Below are 21,916 nucleotides of genomic sequence, written 5' to 3'. Positions count from 1 at the left end.
GCGCCGCCGTAACCTTGCAGGACCGCTTTGTGCAAGCGATCCGCAACGCGACGTCGCGTTTATTCCGAGTAATAATCGGAATAGCGCGAATTCCCGCCCATTTTCGTCTGGTCCTGCTGGCTCAGAACCGCGAGGATAGGAGCCGCCGGCTGCTTGTTTTCCGCGAGTGCCGCAAGTGAACGCTTTGCCACGGTTTGTGACGTTGACGCCCATTTGATCAAAAATGCCAAGGCATCGGCTTGCGGGGCAATATAGAGTCCATCGACCACGGGGTCGATTGGCGGCGTATCCATGATGACATAATCGAAGTGCTTTCGTGCACTGGCTATCAGCCGCGTCATTCTGGCGTCCGTGAAGAAGGCATCCGTGGGAACGTCGCTCCGCTGGCCTCCTAAAAGGACGTTCAGGTCGGTTTTGGGGTCGGACACAAGCAGCTTTGAAAGCGGTACACCCTCGCTCAATGGGGCACCGAGGTAATCGATGAGGCCTATGTCGGACGGAAGCCCAAGATGACGATGAATGCTTGGTTTCCGCAGATCGCAATCTATCAGAAGTGTCTTCTTTCCGGATAAGGCGTAGATGCGCGCGAGAGAGAGGGAGAGGGTCGATTTTCCCTCCGCGGGAACCGCAGATGAAATCATGATGACCTTGCCGCCAATATCTGCTCCACGAAACGCGTGATCGAGGTTTGCCCGAAGCCGTCTAATCGACTCGGAATAAATGGACAGGGGTGAAGACACGACGCCATCCGACACACTGAGCGCCTGTGTCGGCGGCGCATAGCTGGGCGCGACCGATGCCAGCGGTATCCGCAACACATCCTCGACCTGATTTTCATCGACAAATCCGCCAATAAAGTGCTCCCGGACGATTGCCATGCCGAGACCCAGCAGGACCGATCCGATCGCCGCCAGTCCAATGATGAGCGGGCGATGGGGTGACGAGGGGATGGACGGCACCAGGGCCGGTGAAACGACCCGGCTATCTGCAAGCTGGAGATTGGATTGCGTGTCCAGATCTTTCAGGCGCGTCAAAAGCGCGTCATACTGCTTTCTTGCAATGTCACTTGCTCGCTGGAGTGCGTAAATCTCCGTAAGCTTCTCGGGCGGTAGATCATCGGTACTGCTGAGAATTGCTATCCGGAGCTCTTCCCTCACCTTCGTCGAGTCCTCTTGCGCTTTCTTGAGAATGGCACTGCGAGAATCCTCTATCGCCACTGGCACCTTTTGTCTGATCGATGCATTGACCTCGTCCAGCCTTTGCCGGATATCCGTCAATTGCGCGGCGCCCGCGGCATTTCCCGCAAGCTGCGCCTGCAAGGATGCCTGTTTCTTCCCGAGTTCTGCGAGTGCTTCAGAACCGAGGGCGGCGACGGCCGACTGGAAATTGCCTTGCTGAAGACTTTGGTTCGCGAGATCCATACGCGCGAGCTCGCGAATGCGTGTATTCTCAATGGTCGCAAGCTGCTCTTGCAGCGCGGTAATCGGGCCACCACCATTCGCCTCGAGCTGGCGGACATTTTGCGACAGGTATTGGTCGAAGCTGGTTTCATTTTGCGCAATGGCAGCACTGGCGGACTCAACGCGGGCTTGCAGAATATTGCGCGCCGCCACAATCGAGGCAATCTTTGCCTCGACCTGCTGGTTGACGTAGGAACTGGTAAGGGCGTTCGCCAAAGCCGCTGCTTTCGCCGGATTGGCCGACGTTACCGAAACTTCGATAACGGACGTCAATCCAGCCCGTTTGATGGAAACCGCCCGCTTGAACGATCGCAGGACACTGCCCAGCGCGGCCTCAGCAGTGCTACCGGGGGCATTGATCCCAAAGAAGCCGGCAAGCTTATCTCTCAATCCAAGTTTGACGCCGAATTCCGGGTCAGCGACGAGGTTTTGAGAACGCATCGCACCGATCATGACACTGTCAGAGGCAAGAATCGTCGCTTCGCTCTCAATCTTGCCATTGTCGGTCGTTGTTGTCGGAGCGCGCGTTTGTGGGTCGAGCAGCGTTTGCGGGCTTGCATCGATCAAAACCAAAGCTGTGGCCGTGAACTTTGAAGTAAGTCCATAGGCGAAAATGCAACTAAGTAATGAAATTGAAACAACCGTTGTCAGTATGAGCCAAAATTGCCGGCGGATGGTGCCGAGCATGCCTTTTACGTCGATTTCACTGGACATATTTGCCTACGTCTTTGGAGAAATTCTTATCTGTATTATTTTTGTAAAATTACGACGAACAAATTGGGAAATCTTATTTGATGACGGAAAGACAAGCAGCCGTTCCATTTGATATTCTGATCGCTGAGAGTTTGTTCGTCGCATATGCGCCAGTATCAACATTGATGCGGCCATTGGTGATTTCGATGTCTTGCACTGGTGTGTGACCGTGAACGACAATTGCGTCCGCAAAACCAATGCCACCGGCGGCGGTCGGCCGCATCCAAAGCAGATCGCGGTCGAGTTGCTGCTGAAGCGGCACCCCTCTTTTCACGCCGGCGTGCACAAAGATGTAGCCAGGTATCGAGACGAGTGACGGAAGGCCTGTTATGAACTCGCGATGCTCGGATGGAATGCTTGCATCAAGGACGCTGCGTGAATGTCTTTGACCAGGGGAGATACCGTAAGACCTCAGCGTGTCGAAGCCCCCCAAATCCAGCCATGGGTGCTTGCTTCCCGGGTTTTCCAGAAACGAAGCCATGAGTTCTTCGTGATTTCCAGCCAGACATGTTCTTAGGAAGCCCGCAGGCGGCGCGCGGAGAAGGTGATCAATGACGCCGGCAGACTTTGGCCCGCGATCGACATAGTCGCCCAGCATCACGATCCATTTCTCACCCGCGAATTCGGCCGCGTCGGAAACGATCTGATCTTCGATGGCTTGGAGAAGGTCCAGTCGGCCATGGACGTCGCCAATCGCATAGATTGCCGCCGGGGCGTGATCATAGATCAACTTTGCCCGCGGGCTTTGAGGGAGTTCGGTCCTCGAGCGAACGAAGGAGCGCAATCGATCAAGCACCATTGTCGCTCTCCCCTTTTGGATCTGCATTGTTAGGAAAAGCGATGCCTGCCCCAACGACAGCGACAAAAATCAGGGCGACGCCCTGAATTTCGAGGCTGAAGTCGACCAAGGAATGCAGCGAGGCGACGATCAGAGTGCCGATGGAGGCAGCTACCGGCGCATCGACCCTGGCCGATTGCGCATATTTGCTGATGAGGCGATGGGCCAGAATGACGAGGAGTGCGATTGGCAGGGATCCGAAGATGATGCCATAATCGGTCCAGAGGGCAAAATAGCTGTTGTGCGTTTTTTCCCAGACGGTGTCGGAGTTCACCTGCATGCCGTGAAAAAGCGGATAGGCAAATTCAAAACTCGATCCGCCGTAACCCGTAAAGGGGCGATAGGCTACCATTCCGAGTACCTGTTCATAAAAGCGCAGTCGGACGTGAGCGTCCTCGTTGGCTTCAAGAAGGCGTTCGAAAAGCTGTGCTCCATAAAGCCCCAGCAGTAGGGCGATGGATCCAAGCACCAGTAAGCCCGAGCCAGCGATGGCGCGTTTCTTCCAACGAAACCTCGCTTTGGCGACGCTGAGTGCAATGATGCTCAGCATGCCGCAAATGCCGGCGAAAAATCCCATGCGTGAGCCTGTCCCGATGAGACAGGAGACCAGAATGAAGAGGCCTGCGATAATGAGGATGAGCTTCGGCATGCTCTGCGGTCGCCTGGCTGTTGATCTATCTGCAGACTGGGAGAAGACGTGTTCGCAGATCAATGCCGTTCCGATCGAGCAACCGATCGCCAGGAACGTCGCGAAGGAATTGCGATTCACAAAGCCGCCGGTCATGTAACCCTGATATGCCCATTTCGGAATAAACAGGAGAATGGTGTCGCCGAATTCAAAAAACAGGACGGCGGCATAGAGCGCGTGAAAAACCGTAACGAAATAAAGCGTCAAGATGAATGACGCTGCGCGGGGGCGGCGCGCGCCGATCTGCATTGTGATAAAGAAGAGCGCTGCGTAGGTGATCCATCGAAGGAAGGCAAAGAAGGTGTCGGCCGGCGTCAGGGATATTGTCGATGTCGCGACTGGCACCGGGAGCCGGACCAGTGACGGTGGAAGCCAGGTAGCGACGGGAAGGGTCTGGGCGACGACATAGCCAAGAAACAGGACGAAAAGCGTGCTCAGTAGCTTCTCGTCCGGTAAGCGCTTGCGTGTATCTATTCCAGCCGTGGCAAGAACGGCAAAGTAAATCGCAAGGGAAATATACAACATTGCTGCGGAAGCCGCCCAGGCCGCCGGGCGGTTTCCGCCGAGCATGAACGGCACGACCGCAACAAGGACTGTGACAACGACGAACATTGCCTGATTGGCCGAATATCGCGTTGCTTTCGACGACATCAAATTCATGAGCTTGTGACCGTCTTCCCTTGGGTGCTTGGTGTGCCGTCAGGCACGCGACCTGAGCTGTCTGCTGGAGAGGGCGACTGAAGCCTGAACAGAAATCGTCGCTGAATATCACCCGGCATTGCTTCCAGGACCTCGGTAACACCATCGCGAAATCCAACGTCTCGCCGGTAGAGGTCCAAAACAAAAAGGAAGCCGCTGTTTGTTTGCAGAAGCGCGCGAATATCGCTCTCTATTGCTGGCCGGATAGTATCGTCGTTTTCTGAACCGTTGCTTGCAACGAGCATCAGCCGCTCCTGTGCCAGCCAACGCTCGTGAGGGCTGACAATCCATGATTGCAGGAACGCGGATTCGAACGCCAGCCTGTCGCCCAGAACCAGTTTGGTTTTTGCCAGCATGTGCCAAGCTAAACCGTAGGTCGGCATGGTTTTTATAATCAATTCAGACAGTTCCGCGCATCGAAGGGCGATCTGCCTGTAAGTATCGGAAGGCAACGCTCTGCCTATCGGCGAAGATAAGCCCAGATTACAGTCCTTCAGAATTCGCGTTTTAGAATATTCCGAAAGGGCGTAGTTATTGTCCCGTGATGAGAGAAACCAGTAGAACGGCAACTCACGCGGCGATGGTCGCAAAAACGGACGCATCTCCAAGACGAATATGCTCGTGCTGACTGTGGCGAAAAGGACGCAAAATATAACTGGAAAAAAACGGCGCATTAGTATCTTCGAAAATTATTCGCTGCATCTAATACTGAATTCACGGACGCGGCAAGCGCAACATCAATCTTTGAGCGTATTTTCAATATTTGTTCAGATTATTTTCGCTGTTCTGGTCACGGACAGTCACTGACGGGCACATTACTGCGCAGATGTGCCAAGAATCGACGTTTCATTAAAATTGCATCTTTCCACTTAAGCGCGCCGAAAACACCCTGGGCTAGTCTTGTGGCATTGGAAGCAACAAGAACTTTCAGCTGCCTCCGGTAGGAGGGCCAGTAAATCCAAATATGGAACAAAGGACAGGGATATGAAAAAGATTAGCATTGTCTCGGTTGTCGTAGGCGCCGCCGCAGTACTTTCCGCAAGCATGCCTGCTTATGCGCTTAACCTCGGAAACATGTCGGGCCGCATCCGCGCGGCCGTCGAGACGCCGGCGCAATATGTTGCCTTTTGCAAAAGCAATCCGACGGAATGCCGCTCAAGCAGTGTATCCGTTGCTGCCGATACCCCGGCATTACGAGGGCTGCTCTCAACCGTAAACTCTGCCGTCAATTCCAGCATGCGCGCAACGCGCGATTCCGATGACGTCTGGTCGGTCAATGGCTCGAAAGGCGACTGCGAAGACTTTGCGCTCACAAAGCGTAGCCGACTTATCCGGGCGGGAGTTCCTGCAGGCTCGCTTCGAATGGCGGTCGTCATAACGAAAGAAGGCACAGGACACGCCGTATTGCTCGTGAAAACGAACAAAGGCGATCTCGTGCTCGACAATCTCCGCAAAACGATCGTCTCAAAAGAGAGAACCGGCTACGCCTTTATCAAAGTCGCGTCGGCCAATCCTCTCCGTTGGGTCCGGTAAGGACTTGGCCGATCTCGGCCTGGTCCCGTTCCCCTTGTAAAACTTACGCTGGGCTTCCAGAGTTGTTGCTAATCTCACCGGTCTGCGTTTCTGCTCCGGCCTCCGCCATTGCCACGCCCATCGCCTGTTTCTGTTCAGCTGGCACTGCTGTGACGGCTGCCGTCGCGAGCGAATTTTTAACGCTCGTTTCGGCTGCGGAGACCGCTGCTTTCGCAATCTGGGTGGCAACAGTTGCGGGCGCCGAACTGACGGCAGCCGATACGAGGGACTTGGCGAGCTCAACCGGAAGATTAGGAATGATCTTGGCAATCATGGCGGGACCAAGGGAGCCCGCTTCCGCGATGACTGCAGCCACGGCTTTAACGTCACACGTTGCCTTACAGGAATCAACAACCGCTTGCTGCTCCTGTGTTAAGCTCTCCTGCCCGTAAGCGGATGTAGATGCGGCAACCACTGCAAATGCTAAAACTGCGCCGAGAGAAATACGAGACGTCACTGAAATCTCCTAAAATAAAATAACTATAAACTATATCTCATAATTTTTTGCAGGGCACAATATAGAAGGTGCGATTTGTTGTGTCGCCATACAATATCATTACTGTCGAGTAGAATTATCGTACAAAAGAGTGACGACAGGCACATCGATATCCGCGAGGCCTAGTTCATTCGCTCGAAAGACCGAATAATGGCCGCATTCATGAGCTTTGGGCGATAGTCGGTATCGAAGGGAAGGGGCCGTTCCCCCGCTGGGGTGCCCGTCCTAGGGTTCTCCTCCCAACTGTTGTCGATGTCAGAAATACCCCAGGTCAGAACCTGCCTGCCTCCACTCGATTTGACGAATGGAAGCGCTGTATCCAGAAATGCTTCGACCAGATGGGCGCTGTCCTGGTCATATTGTCTCCGCTTGTATTCCTTCGGCGGCAAGGTATCGGTCTGCCTGTCTGTTAGATAACCGGTGCGGCAGTCGAGTTCGCCGATTATGATCCTAAGGCCGAGATTGGATTTCAAATCATTCAGGAAAGATATGAGGCGGAGGCGGTCGAAGCCCAATCGAAGTTGAAGATGACCCTGCATATTATACCCGTCTATCGGTGCTCCGGCCTTGAGCGCGCGCTCAAGGGCGTTCAAGACGAACCTTGTCTGGCTCCGGTGGAAGTCGTCGGTAATCTGCTCCGTATGATCGTGACAACAAAACAGCGGACAATCCGGAAACAGGGCACGGGCCTTCCCAAAGGCATAGGGAATGTAGGCTGGGCCGCCGGCGGCACGATACCATGTATTCGGGCGATAGCCGTCGTTGGAATCATAACGCGCCGAGATCAATTCATTCGTGACGTCGATGTTCAAGGCGGAGCCTACGCCTGGGACCGATGCTATGGCCTCAAAATGAGCATCCATTCTCGACTGCCAGTTTGACTCGTTGACATCAGCGGCTACCCACTCTGGCTCATGGCTGGGATAAAGCAGGCAATGGATGCGGAAGTCTTTCGCATCCCGGCGTGCTCGCGCAATGAACAATCTCGCCTGCTCGAGTGTGAAATAGTCCTTTTGAGGTTGAATGTGCTCGGGCAGAAACGCAATTCCGGGAACATAGATCATCGCTTGATCCCTGATGAAATCGGCGAGCGTGCCGCAGCCGTCAGGACCAGGTTTAGATATCCGGTCGATGGCCTGCACGGCAATGCCATACTGAAAGCCGGCGGCCTCTGCCGCGTCGCGAATGCGCGCAATAACGTTTCCATTACCCGGCTCGGCGGCGGGGCGGCCGATAGGATCTGCGCGGAGTGGCGAAGAGTTGGGACCGATGCCCGCGGCTGCGATGAAACCCGAGAGCAACTGTCGTCGTGAAAACATGACCGGTGTTCCATCGTGTGTCGCCCTCGATGGGAGTGGCGGCGTTAAATCCCTATGGATCGTGCGTCGTAAAAGTTGGGCCGACGAGACTTTGGCCCGGCGTGAATTAGCGGGGGCGCCTCTAAGGGCTTGGCGAAGCAAGCCAATATGACGAGAAATTGGGCGACAAGCAGCGATTTTGATCCGATCGAAAGCGACAATAAAGTCGTCAGGAAGAAATAAAACAATAAAGCGGCTCGTCCCATATCGTGTTCTTCGGTGGTGGCGCGCAGAGTAAGGTAGGTCGCTACCAACACGATGGCGGTGATGGGAAGACCAAATGAATAGACAAGGGCGATCCACGATATTTCGATCCCCCTCGTTGATCCGAGGAGGGCCTGAATCGATGTCCGTACGGAAACCGGAACGCCAAATAGCCACTGGCCCGGCGAAAGCAGATCAAGCATCACCAATGCGGCCGAGCGTGTTTCGTCACTGCCGCGACTGTCAGAAAATCTCTCGATGACGGTATCTGCCGCACCGCTGTAGATGAGAATGGGAACCCCGGCGCCAGCGATAATGCAGAGCTTGGCCAAGCGTATAATGTCGCGGCTGTCTCCTTTAAGAAAGGTTGTCGTGGCCTGATAGGCCACGAAGCACGTGTAGCTGAGAGCGGCCACAACCACCGCCGCGCGTCCGCCGAAGGCGAGCAGTGCTATCAGGTGAACACCAAGCACGGTGGGCCGCCAGAACTTCAACGGAGTGCGAAAATTCGATAGAAGGATGACCAAGCACCACGCACCGGTAATCAGCGCGTTGTTGAGAGGGTGCCCGAGGAGTGCTGTCGGACGATTATCGAAGCCGATAATCGTCTCCCCGACGACGTAGGGAAGGATCCGCGGAAAACCTGAGGTTTCCGCAATACCGATCAACGAATTGCAGAGCAGAAACAGGGAAACAAAACGCTTCATCTGCCGCAACGTGATGGTGTCGGCATATGACAGCGCGACCGCGAGGGCGCCGGTCGCGGCATAGGTTACGATCAAAAGGGAGCTCTCCCCGCCGCCCGCCTCCACGGAAAAAAACTGATACAGGACCAAGGAAGCCGTCGACACCATAATCAGCAGAAATCCGCATCTCTTCAGCTCAGGCCGGCGTGGGGAACTCGTTATGGAGGGTGAGATAAGGATCAGGAAAAAGAAGACGTAGGACGAAGGATGTATCTTTAGAAGATAGCTGGCATTGGACGCCGAATAGTTGATGCCCATCACGTATAACATATTGGATGACAACGTAAAAAGCATGACGATGCCGAGAAGGAGAAGATGCTGTACCGGGCGACCCATCATCGGCTCCGCCTGCCTTCTTCGATTACGGCGGCTATTTCCTCCCAATATCGTGCCACGGCCTTCATCAGACCATATCTCTCAGCCCCGAGGGCCGCGATAGCGCGCAGGCCCAGAACGTCTTCAGGCCGTTCAAGAAGAGAAATGGCGTTGGACAGGGCTGCAACATCGTTCGGCGGCACGAGTATCCCATATTTGCCATGATGGAGGTGTCGCGTGAGCCCATCCTCGGCATCGTCAAGTATTTCCGCGGGGCCGGAATGGCAATCGGTCGAGATGACAGGCGTTCCGAGAGCGAGAGCTTCAATAATGGACGTTGGCAGGCCCTCACCATTAGACGCCAAAACAAATGCGTCCGCGCCTTTGATGATCGGGAAGGGGTTGAGGTGAAATCCCAGGAATTCGACGCGATCGGCAATTCCCAAACTGTGGCACTGGGCCTTCAACGCCTCTTCCAGAGGTCCTCTCCCGAGGAGCAAAAGTTTGCCCGTGTAGGAGGAGTGGGCAAAGGCATTGATCAGCAGCGGAAAGTTCTTGCTTTCAACGAAGCGTCCCATTCCCAGAATGTAACGGCCTGATTGGACGTTCGTTGAGGCGCTGTTGCCCAAGTGTCTGATCTCGTCAATATCAATGGGGTTTGCGACAACCGCCGCCCGTTGATCCTTAACGCCGAAATTCTGGACGAGGTCGACCTTGATGCCGCGTGAAACGCAAATGACACGGTCCGCGTGTTTATACAGTCGACGGATCAGAAGCTGTGCCATCCTTCCGGGCAGACCCTTATGATGGCCTGATGTATGCGCATGTTCGCAGATAATGGTGCGATGGCCAAGAAATCGCGAAACTGCAATGTTGGCCAGATTCGAGCGGGTAAGCGAGCTTACCACCACGTCTGGCTGGCTCCGACGCAGCGAAATATACAGCTGTATTACAGACCGGAGAAGCGAACGGTTGCTGTCCAATGACGTTAACTGCATGCCCGATGGCGGGCTGTAAGCTTTTGCTTCCCTGTCGAGCAATACGAGCGAAACGGCAGCGTCCCGGCGCTGCTGCTCGGAGTTCGCAAGCAGGTTGCAGATTGCCCGCTCGGCACCGCCGCCCGCCAGCGAATTGATCAGGAAGACGACCCGCTGCGTCAAGCGCCCGCCTCTTTCGAAGTCTTGCGAAGGACTGCCCCGTAGACGTCGAGCGTTTTTTCGGCGACCTGCTCCCAGGACAGGAAGCGCTGCTTGTCAACGATGTAGGACGTGGGATCCTCAGTAACGGCATGAAACTTGGCTGCGATCGCTTCGGGATCGTTGGGCGAAACATAAATCGTGTCCGCCAGACCAATGTCTCGGTTTTCAGGGATGTCACTCAAGACGATAGGCAGGCCATGACTGATTGCTTCCAGCGAGGCGTTCGAGCTTCCCTCGTGCAACGATATGTTCACGAAGAACTTGGCCGATGACAACAGCGAAGGAACTTCGTTTCTTGGCACTTTCCCCAGCAGTCGGATTTTGTCGTTCAGTTTCTCGGCCACGACGGCGTAATAGGGTCTGTCATCGAGGCCGCCGGCGATGTGCAATTCATAGTCGGGATGGCTGGCAGCGAAGAGATTGAAAGCGTCGATCAGGGTCAGAATATTCTTTTGGGAGGTCACGCGCCCGACAACAAGAATGTAAGGTGCGACCCCATTATGAGAACTGGCAACGAAAGCGGCGTCGTCCAGGGCGTTGGGGATCGTGTGGACGTTCGAAACGATGCCTCTTTGGGCCAGCCTTCTCGATAGCGCCGGCGTCACCGATATGATGGCGTCAGCGAAGCGAAGCTGCCACTCACTGAAACGAAACCCCAGACGTCCCAGCACTCCCCATTTACCCAGTATATAGTCTGCCGAGCCATAACGAACCACGACCTTGAACCCAAGGACCTTGTAAAAAATAAGAAATATCGCAGCACCTAGCCCTTGAAGGTGCACGATATCCGGCCGCAGACCAAGAGCCTTGCGCAAGGCGAAGACGTAATAAAGAAGCTTATCTGTGTTCCAAAATGTCAGGTGCGGTGCCGGATGAAGGCGAACGCCCTCATATTCTTTTCCGCGCAAATGGCTGGCTAGCCCTAAAAGATCAACCATGTAGCCAGCTTTGACGACACGGGGAAAAAGCGCTTCTGCATTCTTCTCCGCGCCTCCTTCAACATTCGGGATACCCCGGGCACCAATAACCATTATCTGTGCAGAATTACGTATATTAGAAAATCTGGGCATGGTTATCCCTTGAGAATATCATTATAAAAAAGTCACTTACTTAAATTAGGATATGTAGATTCAATAATAAAAAGTGTTTCGCTGCTATAAAGCATGGACGGTGAAGTAAATACCATCAGAAAAACGGAAATTGAAGATATTTAATTAAATCTACCTCTGGTGTTGCCAGTTTTTCTCTGATGGTCCGATTTATTGCGGGCTTCTTCTTGACAGCGTGCAGCTTGTATCGAGCGGGGAAAAATTCTGTATCGAGGTCACTCGGCCGTCGTCGGCAAATTGCCGGAAGACATCGAACGCCTCCTGAGGCTTAAGTCTTTCCAGAATGCCATCACCACCACCGCGCCATAGGTAAGTCCGCCGAGCAGAATCTGTGCACCCAGATGCATCGGGTTTGACGTGACGGGGAATACGGAAACCACGCCAGACATCAGCGCCGCGGCGCATGTTATTTTGATCAAATCAAAAACGGGGAATTTAAACGCGAATTTCACGCGCGTTATCGTAACGCTGATTGCGAGTGTCACGCAGGTAGCGACGAGCGGACCTGCGACCGCGCCGGCCGCGCCCCATGTCATAATGCCTATGACCGCGAAGAGCAGTGAGAGTGTGATGTCGACAGCTGAAAGGCCTGTCGCATAGGCTGTCTTTGCCTGCAGTAAGAAAACCTGATTTGTCGTGTGGTTCCTCACGTCGCGCATGATCCCCGTCAGTGCGGACAACGGCAGGACGAGGAAAGCTATCGCTGCAAAATGTGCGGGAAGCAGAATTTCCACGACCGACCGGTTAATTGTGATCAGGCCGATCCCGGCTGGTATGAGAACTAGCAGCAGAAGGACCGTGTTCTGCCGCAGTTGCAGGTAAGCGGCCTCTGGGCCTTCCTTTTCCATCCTGGCGACGACAAGAGGATAAGCCCCCGCGGTCACCATCATCGAAGCGAAGCTCGCGACCCGCAATCCAAGCCCATAGGCTATGGCAAACATGCCGGCTGCTTCCAGGCCGAGGTAACGGTCGACAATAAATCGCGGGCCGTTATTCGCGACAATTGCCAAAAGAGACGCGAGCATGATGGGAACGCCAAATTTCAACGCTTCGACCAGCATTCGCCTGTCTGGCCAGCCAGGTTGCCTGAAAAGCCTTCCCGTTATGAGGGAGATGACAACACCACCAAATTGCGCGGTCGTGAATGCGAGCGCCATCGCGAAGACGCTTTTCTCCCAAACCAAGCACAGGACCGTGCCGGAAACAATGGCAAAAGCGGGTACGAGAATCTGGATAGCCGTATAGGGCAGTACCTTCGATTCCGCTCTGTAACGCTCGCTCAGGAACACGGTGAGCGATCTGGATATTATCATGAAGACGACCGATATCTGCGTGTAGGCGTCAATCTGATCACCGAAATACAGTGATATCACCGGAAACAGGATTACCAACTGCGCTAGGATCAGAAACGCGGAGATCGCCGTTTCCGTCCGCAGATAGGCATCACCGCGGCCAGCACTTCTGATAGCGGTGAAGCGGCGCAGCGTGTATTGCGTCCACCACATGTAAAAAAAACCGAAGCTTATTTCCTGGATCGCCACAACCAGCGTAAGAACGCCGACGTCGCCCGGGGTAGAAGATGCGCCCACACGAGAATAGTCGCCATCTGGATAAGCGGCGACATCAGCTGGGCAGGAAGATATCTGAATGTCTGTCGTAATAGCACCAGGAAGGCTTCCGAGATAAATAATTTGCTTTAAATTTTTGCTTCTGAAACGGTAGTCTTGTCGACGTCAAGAATAATAAGGGTGTTTGAAAATATTATCTGAGTTACTAAGCAAATAGTGCTGAAAGCGGAATAACGGTTTCGTGTACGACGTCGCCATTAACGATAGCTAGGCATGGTATAAATGTCGCATTAATCCCGCCTGTACAAGATGCAATTTTATGTCGAACTCGGCGGGCATACCGGGCTGTTTTTACTGAAATTGAAGGCACCTTTCCCGCGATGCTTGTTGCCGGTCTCCAGCAACCGTCGTTGAGTGTCTGCATCGCGGGGCTGGCGGCAGTCCGGATCGGCATCTTTCCCCTCCCTCCCATACAATTGCCCGCCTCCAAAAATCATTTGGCTAAAACTCCATGCGCTGGTATTGTCCACCCAACGAAACCTTATGAAAGCCAGCAGCATAGCATCTACGCTTGTGCGCGGCGAAATGGACAAGACAGTGATCGACCCCGGAAACGGCCCAAAGCCGTCGGAACAAGGGGCGTCGGTGGCGAACAAAGGGAACGCGAAGCGATCCCGTCGTGGCAAGAAACACAAGCGTGACGGCAAGCCCCGTGACGCCCATGTGCTGTCGCATGATGTTCCCGCGGATGTTCCGGCCGGTTCCTCCTATGTATCGGCTCTCGAGCCGGATGCCGAGCCGCGCAAGAGAAAGCGCCGCCGGCGCTCTCGCGGAAAAGGCGCATCGCAGCAGGCTGCGGTGGCCATCAGCGGGCAGGTTCAGCCCCCCTCTCCAAGCGACGGTGCAACACCCTCAACCATGCCGCCTGGCGTGGGGAAAAAGTCGCGTCACCGTAAGCGCGGACATCGTGATCCGCGTGGGCGGGATCCGCAGGGCCGTCCGCTGGTCCCCAGCCATGCCCCCAAGCATGTCGGCAAGCAGAACGGTCGTGCCAACGGCGCTTCCCAGGAACAGCATCGGCCGCAATCTGAAACCTCTGCGCGTCATCAGGCTCGCCAGCACGAGCATGGTCCTGACGCGCCCGCGGATATGTACGCCGCGCTCGATCTCGGCACCAATAATTGCCGTCTTCTGATCGCGCAGCCGACGCGTCCGGGCCAGTTCCGGGTCGTGGATGCCTTCTCGCGTATTGTCAGGCTGGGCGAGGGCCTTGTGTCGAGCGGGCGTCTTTCTGATGATGCGATGGACCGCGCGGTCGAAGCGCTGAAAGTCTGCGCCGCAAAACTTGCCGGACGCCCCATCAGGCGCATGCGGCTCATCGCCACCGAAGCGTGCCGTGCGGCATCGAATGGCGAAGAATTTTTGGCGCGCGTGACGCGGGAGACCGGGCTGAAGCTTGAAATCATCAGCCGCGAGACGGAAGCGCGCCTTGCGGTCTCCGGTTGTGCCTCTCTTGTCGGTCGCGAAGCCCGTTCCGTCGTGCTGTTCGATATCGGTGGCGGATCTTCGGAAATTGCCGTGATCAAGGTCGGCGAAAACCGCTCGAACCGGCTCGCCAACCATATTACCCACTGGACCTCGCTGCCGGTCGGCGTCGTCACCTTGTCGGAACGCCACGGCGGCCGCGATGTGACGCCCGACGTGTTCGCCGCCATGGTGCGCGAAGTCGAAGGACTGCTCGACTCATTCCATTGCCCGCCGCTCGCGCCGCAGGCGCATCACGAGGATTTTCACCTGATTGGCACGTCAGGCACGGTCACGACACTTGCAGGCGTGCATCTCGATCTGCCGCGGTACGATCGTCGCAAGGTGGATGGCCTGTGGTTGTCTGACGCCGAGGTGACGGCCATGCAGGACAAGCTGCTGGCCTGGGATTTCGCCGGCCGTGCCGCCAATGCCTGCATCGGGCCTGACAGGGCCGATCTGGTTTTGGCCGGCTGCGCCATCCTTGAGGCCATCCGGCGCCGCTGGCCGGCACGCCGCATGCGGGTGGCGGATCGCGGTTTGCGCGAAGGCCTCCTGACGGACATGATGGCGGATGACGGCGCGTGGCGGCGCAACCGCATGAGGCGCATGCAGATGGTACGGCAGGACAGAACGGAAGGTTTGACATGAGCAAGGCGCCGACAAGCACCAATCGCACCGGCCGCAAGATCGGCCAGAAGGTCAAGAAGACCAAGCTGAAGGCCTCGTCGCGCCGCTGGCTGGAACGTCATATCAATGACCCCTATGTGCAGCGCGCCAAGCTGGAAGGTTATCGCGCCCGCGCTGCCTTCAAGCTCTTGGAAATCAACGACAAGCATCAGATCCTGAAGGGCGCGACCCGCATCATCGACCTGGGCGCCGCGCCCGGCAGCTGGTCCCAGATCGCTTCCAAGGTCACGGATTCGACCGAGGACGATATACGCGTCGCGGCCATCGACTTTCTCGAGATCGACCCAATCCCTGGCGTGAAGATCCTGCAGCTCGACTTCCTTGATCCGACCGCGCCGGAAAAGCTGATGGAGGCCGTTGGCGGCACGCCCGATCTTGTCTTGTCGGATATGGCTGCGCCAACCACGGGTCACCAGAAAACCGACCATATCCGCACCATGCATCTGTGCGAAGTTGCGGCAGATTTTGCGGTGCAGGTTCTGGCGGAAGGCGGCCATTTCCTTGCCAAGACCTTCCAGGGCGGCACGGAAAAGGCGTTGCTGGATATGCTGAAGAAGAATTTCAAGCAGGTCCTGCACATCAAGCCGGCGTCGTCACGCTCGGAATCGGTGGAGATGTTCCTGCTTGCCAAGCACTTCAAGGGCCGCAAGAACGCGCCACAGATTGATGCGGAAGCCGACGAGGCTTCTGAAGACTGATCACTCCGCCGGTTGGGAGACCTTGGCGCGGTGGCCGGAGACGGCCGCGCCGGCGCGCGCATCCATGCGGATGATGGGCACGATTGCGAAGAGCGACACCAGTGCGACAATCATGAAAGCGATGTGGAAATCGGCAAGTTGTAGATGAGTGCCTGACATCATGCTGCTGATTTCCAGAATCGAGGCAGCGAAGGCAACACCGAGCGCCAGGCTGATCTGCTGCAGGACAGAGGCCATCGACGTCGCCTGACTGGCCTGGCTGTCTTCGATATCGGAGTAGCTGAGCGCGTTTGATCCGGTAAAGAAGAAGGACCGGGCAAACCCTGCCGTCACCAGAAAGATCATGATCAGCGGATAGGGCGTCTCAGGCGTGAAGAAGCTGTTGGCGAGTGTGGTGAACGCGCCGACGATGCCGGCCCCGATCAGCGTCGAGCGGAATCCGGTCGCCGCAAACACCCGCTTGGCCATGAATTTAGTGGTGATCGCGCCGATTGCACCAGCAAAAGTTATCATGCCTGACTGGAACGGATTGAGCCCGAAGCCGATCTGCAACATCAGCGGCATCAGGAAGGGAATGGCGCCTGTGGAAATGCGGAAAACAGTGCCGCCGATGGAGGCGGCCCGGAATGTCGCGTTCTGGAAAATCCGGAAATCCAGAATGGGGGCAGGGTGGCGCGCGGCATGGCGCAGATAAAGAAAACCGCAGATGAAACCAATAATGGTCGAGGCAATGCCGATCGCGGGCGGCAGGGCTGGCAGGCTGACGACGGAAAGGCCGAAGACGACGCCAGAGGCGGCGATGCCGGATAGCACAAAACCCTTGCCGTCCATCGGCGGCGGATTGGTGGTTTCGATTTCCGGCAGGAAGATCGTCGACAGCCAGATGCCGATGATGCCGATCGGCACGTTGATCAGGAAAATCCAGTGCCATGAAAAATAGGTGGTGATGAAGCCGCCGATCGGCGGGCCGGTCAGAGGTCCGACAAGACCGGGGATCGTCAGAAGCGCCATGGCGGAGACGAGATCGCTACGCTTGGTCGTCCGCAAAAGCACAAGACGGCCGACCGGGGTCATCATTGCCCCGCCCATGCCCTGCAGGAAGCGCGACAGGACGAATTCAAGAACCGACGACGAGACGGCGCAGCAGATGGAGCCCACGACAAAGACGCCAATGGCAAAACGGAAGATTTTCTTTGCGCCATATTTGTCGGCCATCCAGCCGCTGATCGGAATGAAGATCGCCAAGGCCACCATATAGGCGGTCAGTGCGAGTTTCAGCGTGATCGGCCCGACATTGAGGTCCCTTGCAATCGCCGGAAGAGAGGTGGCGATGACGGTGGAGTCCATCTGCTCCATGAAAAGGGCGACTGCCAGGATGAGCGGAATGATGCGGTTCATGGGAATGCCTGCGGCTTTCGCTGCAACAAGACGTTGGCCTTCCTCCTACGCCTGATGAACGTCCTTGCCAACACGTTAATCGGCGATTTCTCAAGTTCCGATCAAACCTGCGTGAGGGCGGTTTTCTTGCAACTTTCTGGCTCTATTGTCCGTTGGGCAAAGTTAAGCTGGAAAACAGCCAGGTGGCGATATGGGAGACAAGACGATGACCAAATCCTTGAACATGAGCAGACGTGGCCTCATTGGTGCGGCAGGCGCAACCGTCCTCGGCGCGCCTCTGTTGATGACGCGCAGCGCCAATGCTCAGGCCAACCAGCCGCAAACCTCCATGGAGATCAAACACGCGATGCCACCGGAAACAAACCGTTTCAAGCTCGGTAATTTTGAAGTGCTTGTCGTGAAGGATGGCGCCCGCGCTGCGCCCAATCCGGGAGAGACCTTCGGCACCGACCAATCGCCGGAAACAGTCGGTAAATTGCTCGAGGAGAATTTTCTGCCGAAGGACCAGTTCGTCAATTCCTTCTCGCCGGTTCTCGTCAACACCGGCTCTGATCTCGTCCTGTTCGATACAGGCTTTGGTGAAGCCGGTCGCGGGGCGGGCAACGGCCGCCTGATCGAAGGCATGGCTGCCGCCGGTTACACCCCCGAGGATGTGACCGTGGTGGTGCTGACCCATATGCATGGCGACCATATTGGCGGCCTGATGGAAAAGGGCGCACCCGCCTTCTCCAAGGCCCGTTATGTCTTCGGCCAGGCGGAATATGATTTCTGGACGGATGAAAAACGCGTCGGCACGCCTGCCGAGGGCGGCCACAAGGGTGTTCTTGCCAACGTCAAACCGCTGGCGGAAAAGGCCACTTTCATTGGCGATGGCGCCGATGTGGTTTCCGGCATCACGGGCATCGCCGCCTTCGGCCATTCGCCGGGCCACATGATCTTCCGCGTCGAATCGGAAGGCAAACAACTCATCCTGACAGCCGATACCGCGAACCACTTCGTCCTCTCGCTGCAGAAGCCGGACTGGGAAGTCAAGTTCGACATGGACAAGGCAGCGGCGGCTGCGACCCGTAAGAAGGTCTTTGACATGATCGCTACCGATAGGCTGCCCTTCCTCGGATATCACATGCCATTCCCGGCCGTTGGCTATGCCGAAAAGCTGGATGTGGGATACCGTTTCGTACCCAAATCCTATCAGTTTGATATCTGATATCTGCTGCAATGCAGCAACAGGCAAAGCCCGGAACGCTGTTCCGGGTTTTTTCTATTCCCTTCCTGTCATGAACGTGTTACCAGCCCTCGCCAACTTCCAAGCAATCCTTGCAGGGCGCCGGGGTGAACTTTTCGTTCCGGAACGGCCACGCATTTTCAGTATGAAGGAATTTGGTCATGGCACGCATCATTCAAACACCCACTGGTTTGGACGCTCTCACATTTGACGATGTGTTGCTGCAGCCCGGACATTCCGAAGTCATGCCGGGACAGACGAATATCGCCACCCGCATCGCCCGCGATATCGATCTCAACCTGCCTATCCTCTCCTCCGCCATGGACACGGTCACCGAGGGCCGCCTCGCCATCGCCATGGCCCAGGCCGGCGGCATCGGCGTTATCCACCGCAACCTGACCCCCATCGAACAGGCCGAAGAAGTTCGGCAGGTGAAGAAGTTCGAAAGCGGCATGGTCGTTAACCCTGTGACCATCGGCCCGGATGCGACCCTTGCCGAAGCCCAGGCGCTGATGAAAGCGCATGGCATTTCCGGTATTCCGGTTGTGGAAAACGGCGGTTCCGGTGGTCACAAGAGCGGCCGCCTCGTTGGCATCCTGACCAACCGCGACGTTCGTTTTGCCTCCGATCCGCAGCAGAAAATCTACGAGCTGATGACCCGCGAAAATCTGGTCACGGTCAAGGAAAGCAGCGTTGATCAACAGGAAGCCCGCCGTCTTCTGCACAAGCACCGCATCGAAAAGCTGCTGGTGGTGGATGGAAAGGGCAACTGCGTCGGCCTCATCACCGTCAAGGACATTGAGAAGTCGCAGTTGAACCCCAACGCCACCAAGGATGCGCAGGGCCGTCTTCGCGCTGCCGCTGCCATCAGCGTGGGTGCGGACGCCATCGAGCGTGCCGAGCGCCTCATCGATGCCGGCGTCGACCTTCTCGTCGTCGATACCGCGCATGGCCATTCGCAGCGCGTGCTCGATGCCGTTTCAGTCGTCAAGAAGATGTCGAACTCGGTTCGCATCATCGCCGGCAATGTCGCCACCGCCGACGGCACCAAGGCTCTCATCGATGCCGGTGCGGATGCGGTCAAGGTTGGTATCGGTCCCGGCTCCATCTGCACGACCCGCATCGTTGCCGGCGTGGGCGTTCCGCAGCTTGCGGCCGTCATGGCATCGGTGGAAGCCGCCAATGCGGCTGACATTCCCGTCATCGCCGATGGCGGCATCAAGTTCTCGGGCGATCTGGCCAAGGCTATCGCCGCCGGCGCTTCCGCCGTCATGATCGGCTCGTTGCTCGCCGGCACGGATGAAAGCCCGGGCGAAGTGTTCCTGTATCAGGGCCGTTCCTTCAAGGCCTATCGCGGCATGGGCTCCGTTGGCGCCATGGCCCGTGGTTCTGCCGACCGTTATTTCCAGGCGGAAGTGCGCGACACGCTGAAGCTCGTGCCTGAGGGTATCGAGGGGCAGGTTCCCTATAAGGGCCCGGTTTCCGGCGTTCTGCATCAGCTGGCTGGCGGCCTGAAGGCTGCCATGGGTTATGTCGGCGGCAGCAACATCAAGGAGTTCCAGGAGCGCGCCACCTTCGTGCGCATTTCCAGCGCCGGCCTGCGGGAAAGCCACGCCCACGACGTGACGATCACCCGCGAAAGCCCGAACTACCCCGGCGCGGTTTGATCTTTCAGGCCAAATCCTTAAAAGGATACCAACTATTTGGCGCTCCCCGATTCACGCCGGATCGGGGAGCGTTTTCATGATTGGAGTAGAAAACATGTCCCCGACAACCGCAATGTTCTGGCCGATGATAGCCCATGCCTCGCTGGTTTTCATTCTTTATGCATTGCTGTTGTACCGGCGCAAGAACCACACGCTCACCAGCAGGGAGGCGGTGGCACAGTATCGCGAGAAAGGCGAGGAGGGGCAGGCGAGCGCGCTGGTGAACAGAAACATCGCCAATCAGTTCGAGCTTCCTGTTCTCTTTCACGCCATCTGCCTGCTGCTTTACATCACCGATGCAGACAATGTGGTGACCGTGGTGCTTGCCTGGCTGTTCGTGATCTCCCGCTATGCGCATTCCTATGTGCACGTCACCAGCAACAGGCTGCGGTACCGCGCGCCCCTGTTCGGTATCGGCTTTGCACTGCTGGTCTGCCTCTGGGCCTGGCTCGCCATATGGTTGGCGCTTGAATAAAACAGCACCATGGGGTTGCTTCAAAGTTGAGACACTCCCGCCTCGCAAAACGTTCCGGTTTGCGATGGGTCAATTCCATGACGCCTGAAGCTCGTTAATCTCAACCTGCCGTCGAAAGTTTTCGAGGTGTTTGGAGATAGGGAGCAAGTCATGGCTAAAACAATGAAGGCAGCGGTGGTCCGCGCGTTTGGGAAACCGCTGACGATCGAGGAAGTCGCGATACCGGATCCCGGGCCCGGTGAAATTCTCATCAACTACAAGGCGACTGGCGTGTGCCACACTGATCTGCACGCCGCGACGGGTGACTGGCCGGTTAAGCCCAACCCGCCCTTCATTCCAGGCCATGAAGGTGCAGGCTACGTGGCCAAGATCGGCGCCGGCGTTACCGGCATCAAGGAGGGTGACCGTGCCGGCACGCCGTGGCTCTACACCGCCTGCGGTTGCTGCATTCCCTGCCGCACCGGTTGGGAGACGCTTTGCCCGAGCCAGAAGAACTCGGGCTACTCCGTCAATGGCAGCTTTGCCGAATATGGCCTTGCCGATCCGAAATTCGTCGGCCGGCTGCCTGATAATCTCGATTTCGGCCCCGCGGCCCCGGTGCTTTGCGCCGGTGTCACCGTCTATAAGGGCCTCAAGGAGACCGAAGTCCGGCCGGGCGAATGGGTGGTCATTTCAGGCATTGGCGGGCTTGGCCATATGGCAGTGCAATATGCCAAGGCCATGGGCATGCATGTCGTGGCTGCCGACATTTTTGATGACAAGCTCGCGCTGGCGAAGAAGCTTGGCGCCGATGTCATCGTCAACGGCCGTGCGCCCGACGCCGTTGAACAGGTGCAGAAGGCGACAGGCGGCGTCCACGGGGCGCTGGTGACGGCGGTGTCGCCCAAGGCCATGGAGCAGGCTTATGGCTTCCTCCGCTCCAAGGGCACCATGGCGCTTGTCGGCCTGCCGCCGGGCTTTATCTCCATTCCGGTGTTCGACACGGTGCTGAAGCGGATCACGGTGCGCGGCTCCATCGTCGGCACCAGACAGGATCTCGAGGAAGCGCTGACCTTCGCCGGGGAAGGCAAGGTCGCAGCCCACTTCTCGTGGGACAAGCTCGAAAACATCAACGATATCTTCCACCGCATGGAAGAGGGCAAGATCGACGGCCGTATCGTCGTAGACCTCGCCGCCTGATGTGAAGAACGAAAGC

18 protein-coding genes are annotated in these 21,916 nt (G+C 56.6%); 7 read left to right on the top strand and 11 right to left on the bottom strand.

What is annotated here, in order from left to right; translation table 11 throughout:
- Nucleotides 1–59 precede the first annotated feature (59 nt).
- The 4 genes from AT6N2_RS07550 to AT6N2_RS07535 form a co-directional block, all read right to left on the bottom strand.
- Nucleotides 60–2,174: a GumC family protein gene (locus tag AT6N2_RS07550; RefSeq protein ID WP_209085279.1), complete on the bottom strand. Its 2,115-nt coding sequence runs from the start codon at nucleotides 2,172–2,174 to the stop codon at nucleotides 60–62.
- Nucleotides 2,175–2,247: 73 nt separating this feature from the next.
- Complete coding sequence (locus tag AT6N2_RS07545) at nucleotides 2,248–3,012, bottom strand: metallophosphoesterase family protein (RefSeq protein WP_209085277.1); 765 nt, start codon at nucleotides 3,010–3,012, stop codon at nucleotides 2,248–2,250.
- Nucleotides 3,002–4,399, bottom strand: a complete 1,398-nt coding sequence (locus tag AT6N2_RS07540) for an O-antigen ligase family protein (protein WP_209085274.1) — start codon at nucleotides 4,397–4,399, stop codon at nucleotides 3,002–3,004. The genes AT6N2_RS07545 and AT6N2_RS07540 overlap by 11 nt, the downstream gene beginning before the upstream one ends.
- Complete coding sequence (locus AT6N2_RS07535; protein WP_209085253.1) at nucleotides 4,396–5,112, bottom strand: hypothetical protein; 717 nt, start codon at nucleotides 5,110–5,112, stop codon at nucleotides 4,396–4,398. The genes AT6N2_RS07540 and AT6N2_RS07535 overlap by 4 nt, the downstream gene beginning before the upstream one ends.
- Nucleotides 5,113–5,422: 310 nt before the next feature.
- Here AT6N2_RS07535 and AT6N2_RS07530 point away from each other — a divergent pair, with 310 nt between their 5' ends.
- Complete coding sequence (locus AT6N2_RS07530; protein ID WP_063949757.1) at nucleotides 5,423–5,971, top strand: transglutaminase-like cysteine peptidase; 549 nt, start codon at nucleotides 5,423–5,425, stop codon at nucleotides 5,969–5,971.
- A gap of 43 nt (nucleotides 5,972–6,014) precedes the next feature.
- Here AT6N2_RS07530 and AT6N2_RS07525 read toward each other — a convergent pair whose 3' ends face one another.
- The 6 genes from AT6N2_RS07525 to AT6N2_RS07500 all read right to left on the bottom strand — a co-directional run bounded on the left by AT6N2_RS07525 (nucleotide 6,015) and on the right by AT6N2_RS07500 (nucleotide 12,978).
- Complete coding sequence (locus AT6N2_RS07525; RefSeq protein ID WP_155737531.1) at nucleotides 6,015–6,467, bottom strand: hypothetical protein; 453 nt, start codon at nucleotides 6,465–6,467, stop codon at nucleotides 6,015–6,017.
- A 161-nt stretch (nucleotides 6,468–6,628) separates the two neighbouring features.
- Nucleotides 6,629–7,825 carry an endo-1,4-beta-xylanase gene (locus AT6N2_RS07520; RefSeq protein ID WP_209085250.1) on the bottom strand — a complete coding sequence of 399 codons (1,197 nt, stop codon included), beginning with the start codon at nucleotides 7,823–7,825 and terminating at the stop codon, nucleotides 6,629–6,631.
- A 44-nt stretch (nucleotides 7,826–7,869) separates the two neighbouring features.
- Nucleotides 7,870–9,153 (bottom strand): VpsF family polysaccharide biosynthesis protein, encoded by a 1,284-nt coding sequence (locus tag AT6N2_RS07515; RefSeq protein ID WP_209085232.1) that lies wholly within the window; start codon nucleotides 9,151–9,153, stop codon nucleotides 7,870–7,872.
- The gene (locus AT6N2_RS07510) at nucleotides 9,150–10,289 is read right to left on the bottom strand and encodes a glycosyltransferase (protein WP_209085230.1); all 1,140 of its coding nucleotides are present in this window, start codon (nucleotides 10,287–10,289) and stop codon (nucleotides 9,150–9,152) included. The genes AT6N2_RS07515 and AT6N2_RS07510 overlap by 4 nt, the downstream gene beginning before the upstream one ends.
- Nucleotides 10,286–11,398: a glycosyltransferase family 4 protein gene (locus tag AT6N2_RS07505; protein ID WP_209085229.1), complete on the bottom strand. Its 1,113-nt coding sequence runs from the start codon at nucleotides 11,396–11,398 to the stop codon at nucleotides 10,286–10,288. The genes AT6N2_RS07510 and AT6N2_RS07505 overlap by 4 nt, the downstream gene beginning before the upstream one ends.
- A 254-nt stretch (nucleotides 11,399–11,652) precedes the next feature.
- Nucleotides 11,653–12,978 carry an oligosaccharide flippase family protein gene (locus tag AT6N2_RS07500; RefSeq protein WP_209085227.1) on the bottom strand — a complete coding sequence of 442 codons (1,326 nt, stop codon included), beginning with the start codon at nucleotides 12,976–12,978 and terminating at the stop codon, nucleotides 11,653–11,655.
- 570 nt (nucleotides 12,979–13,548) lie between these two features.
- Here AT6N2_RS07500 and AT6N2_RS07495 point away from each other — a divergent pair.
- Together AT6N2_RS07495 and AT6N2_RS07490 are read left to right on the top strand one after the other, a co-directional pair.
- A complete protein-coding gene (locus tag AT6N2_RS07495) occupies nucleotides 13,549–15,180 on the top strand; it encodes a Ppx/GppA phosphatase family protein (RefSeq protein WP_209085225.1) in 1,632 nt (543 codons plus the stop codon).
- Nucleotides 15,177–15,917, top strand: a complete 741-nt coding sequence (locus tag AT6N2_RS07490) for an RlmE family RNA methyltransferase (protein ID WP_063949765.1) — start codon at nucleotides 15,177–15,179, stop codon at nucleotides 15,915–15,917. Before AT6N2_RS07495 ends, AT6N2_RS07490 begins: the two co-directional genes overlap by 4 nt.
- Here AT6N2_RS07490 and AT6N2_RS07485 read toward each other — a convergent pair whose 3' ends face one another.
- The gene (locus AT6N2_RS07485; RefSeq protein ID WP_063949766.1) at nucleotides 15,918–17,315 is read right to left on the bottom strand and encodes an MDR family MFS transporter; all 1,398 of its coding nucleotides are present in this window, start codon (nucleotides 17,313–17,315) and stop codon (nucleotides 15,918–15,920) included. It abuts the gene before it with no gap.
- Between the two features lie 205 nt (nucleotides 17,316–17,520).
- Here AT6N2_RS07485 and AT6N2_RS07480 point away from each other — a divergent pair, with 205 nt between their 5' ends.
- The 4 genes from AT6N2_RS07480 to adhP all read left to right on the top strand — a co-directional run bounded on the left by AT6N2_RS07480 (nucleotide 17,521) and on the right by adhP (nucleotide 21,900).
- Complete coding sequence (locus AT6N2_RS07480; RefSeq protein WP_209085223.1) at nucleotides 17,521–18,522, top strand: MBL fold metallo-hydrolase; 1,002 nt, start codon at nucleotides 17,521–17,523, stop codon at nucleotides 18,520–18,522.
- Between the two features lie 179 nt (nucleotides 18,523–18,701).
- A complete protein-coding gene (gene guaB, locus AT6N2_RS07475; protein WP_209085221.1) occupies nucleotides 18,702–20,207 on the top strand; it encodes an IMP dehydrogenase in 1,506 nt (501 codons plus the stop codon).
- A gap of 112 nt (nucleotides 20,208–20,319) precedes the next feature.
- Nucleotides 20,320–20,721, top strand: coding sequence for an MAPEG family protein (locus AT6N2_RS07470; RefSeq protein WP_063949768.1), 402 nt, complete (start codon nucleotides 20,320–20,322; stop codon nucleotides 20,719–20,721).
- A 150-nt stretch (nucleotides 20,722–20,871) separates the two neighbouring features.
- On the top strand, nucleotides 20,872–21,900 hold the full coding sequence (gene adhP, locus AT6N2_RS07465; RefSeq protein ID WP_063949769.1) for an alcohol dehydrogenase AdhP: 1,029 nt from the start codon (nucleotides 20,872–20,874) through the stop codon (nucleotides 21,898–21,900).
- The last annotated feature ends 16 nt before the right edge of the window (nucleotides 21,901–21,916 follow it).

This window comes from Agrobacterium tumefaciens, assembly GCF_017726655.1.
GTDB classification, from domain to species: Bacteria; Pseudomonadota; Alphaproteobacteria; order Rhizobiales; family Rhizobiaceae; genus Agrobacterium; species Agrobacterium tumefaciens_B.
The sequence above is the reverse complement of the archived record's forward strand: the minus strand, read 5'-3'. Positions and strand labels throughout refer to the sequence as shown.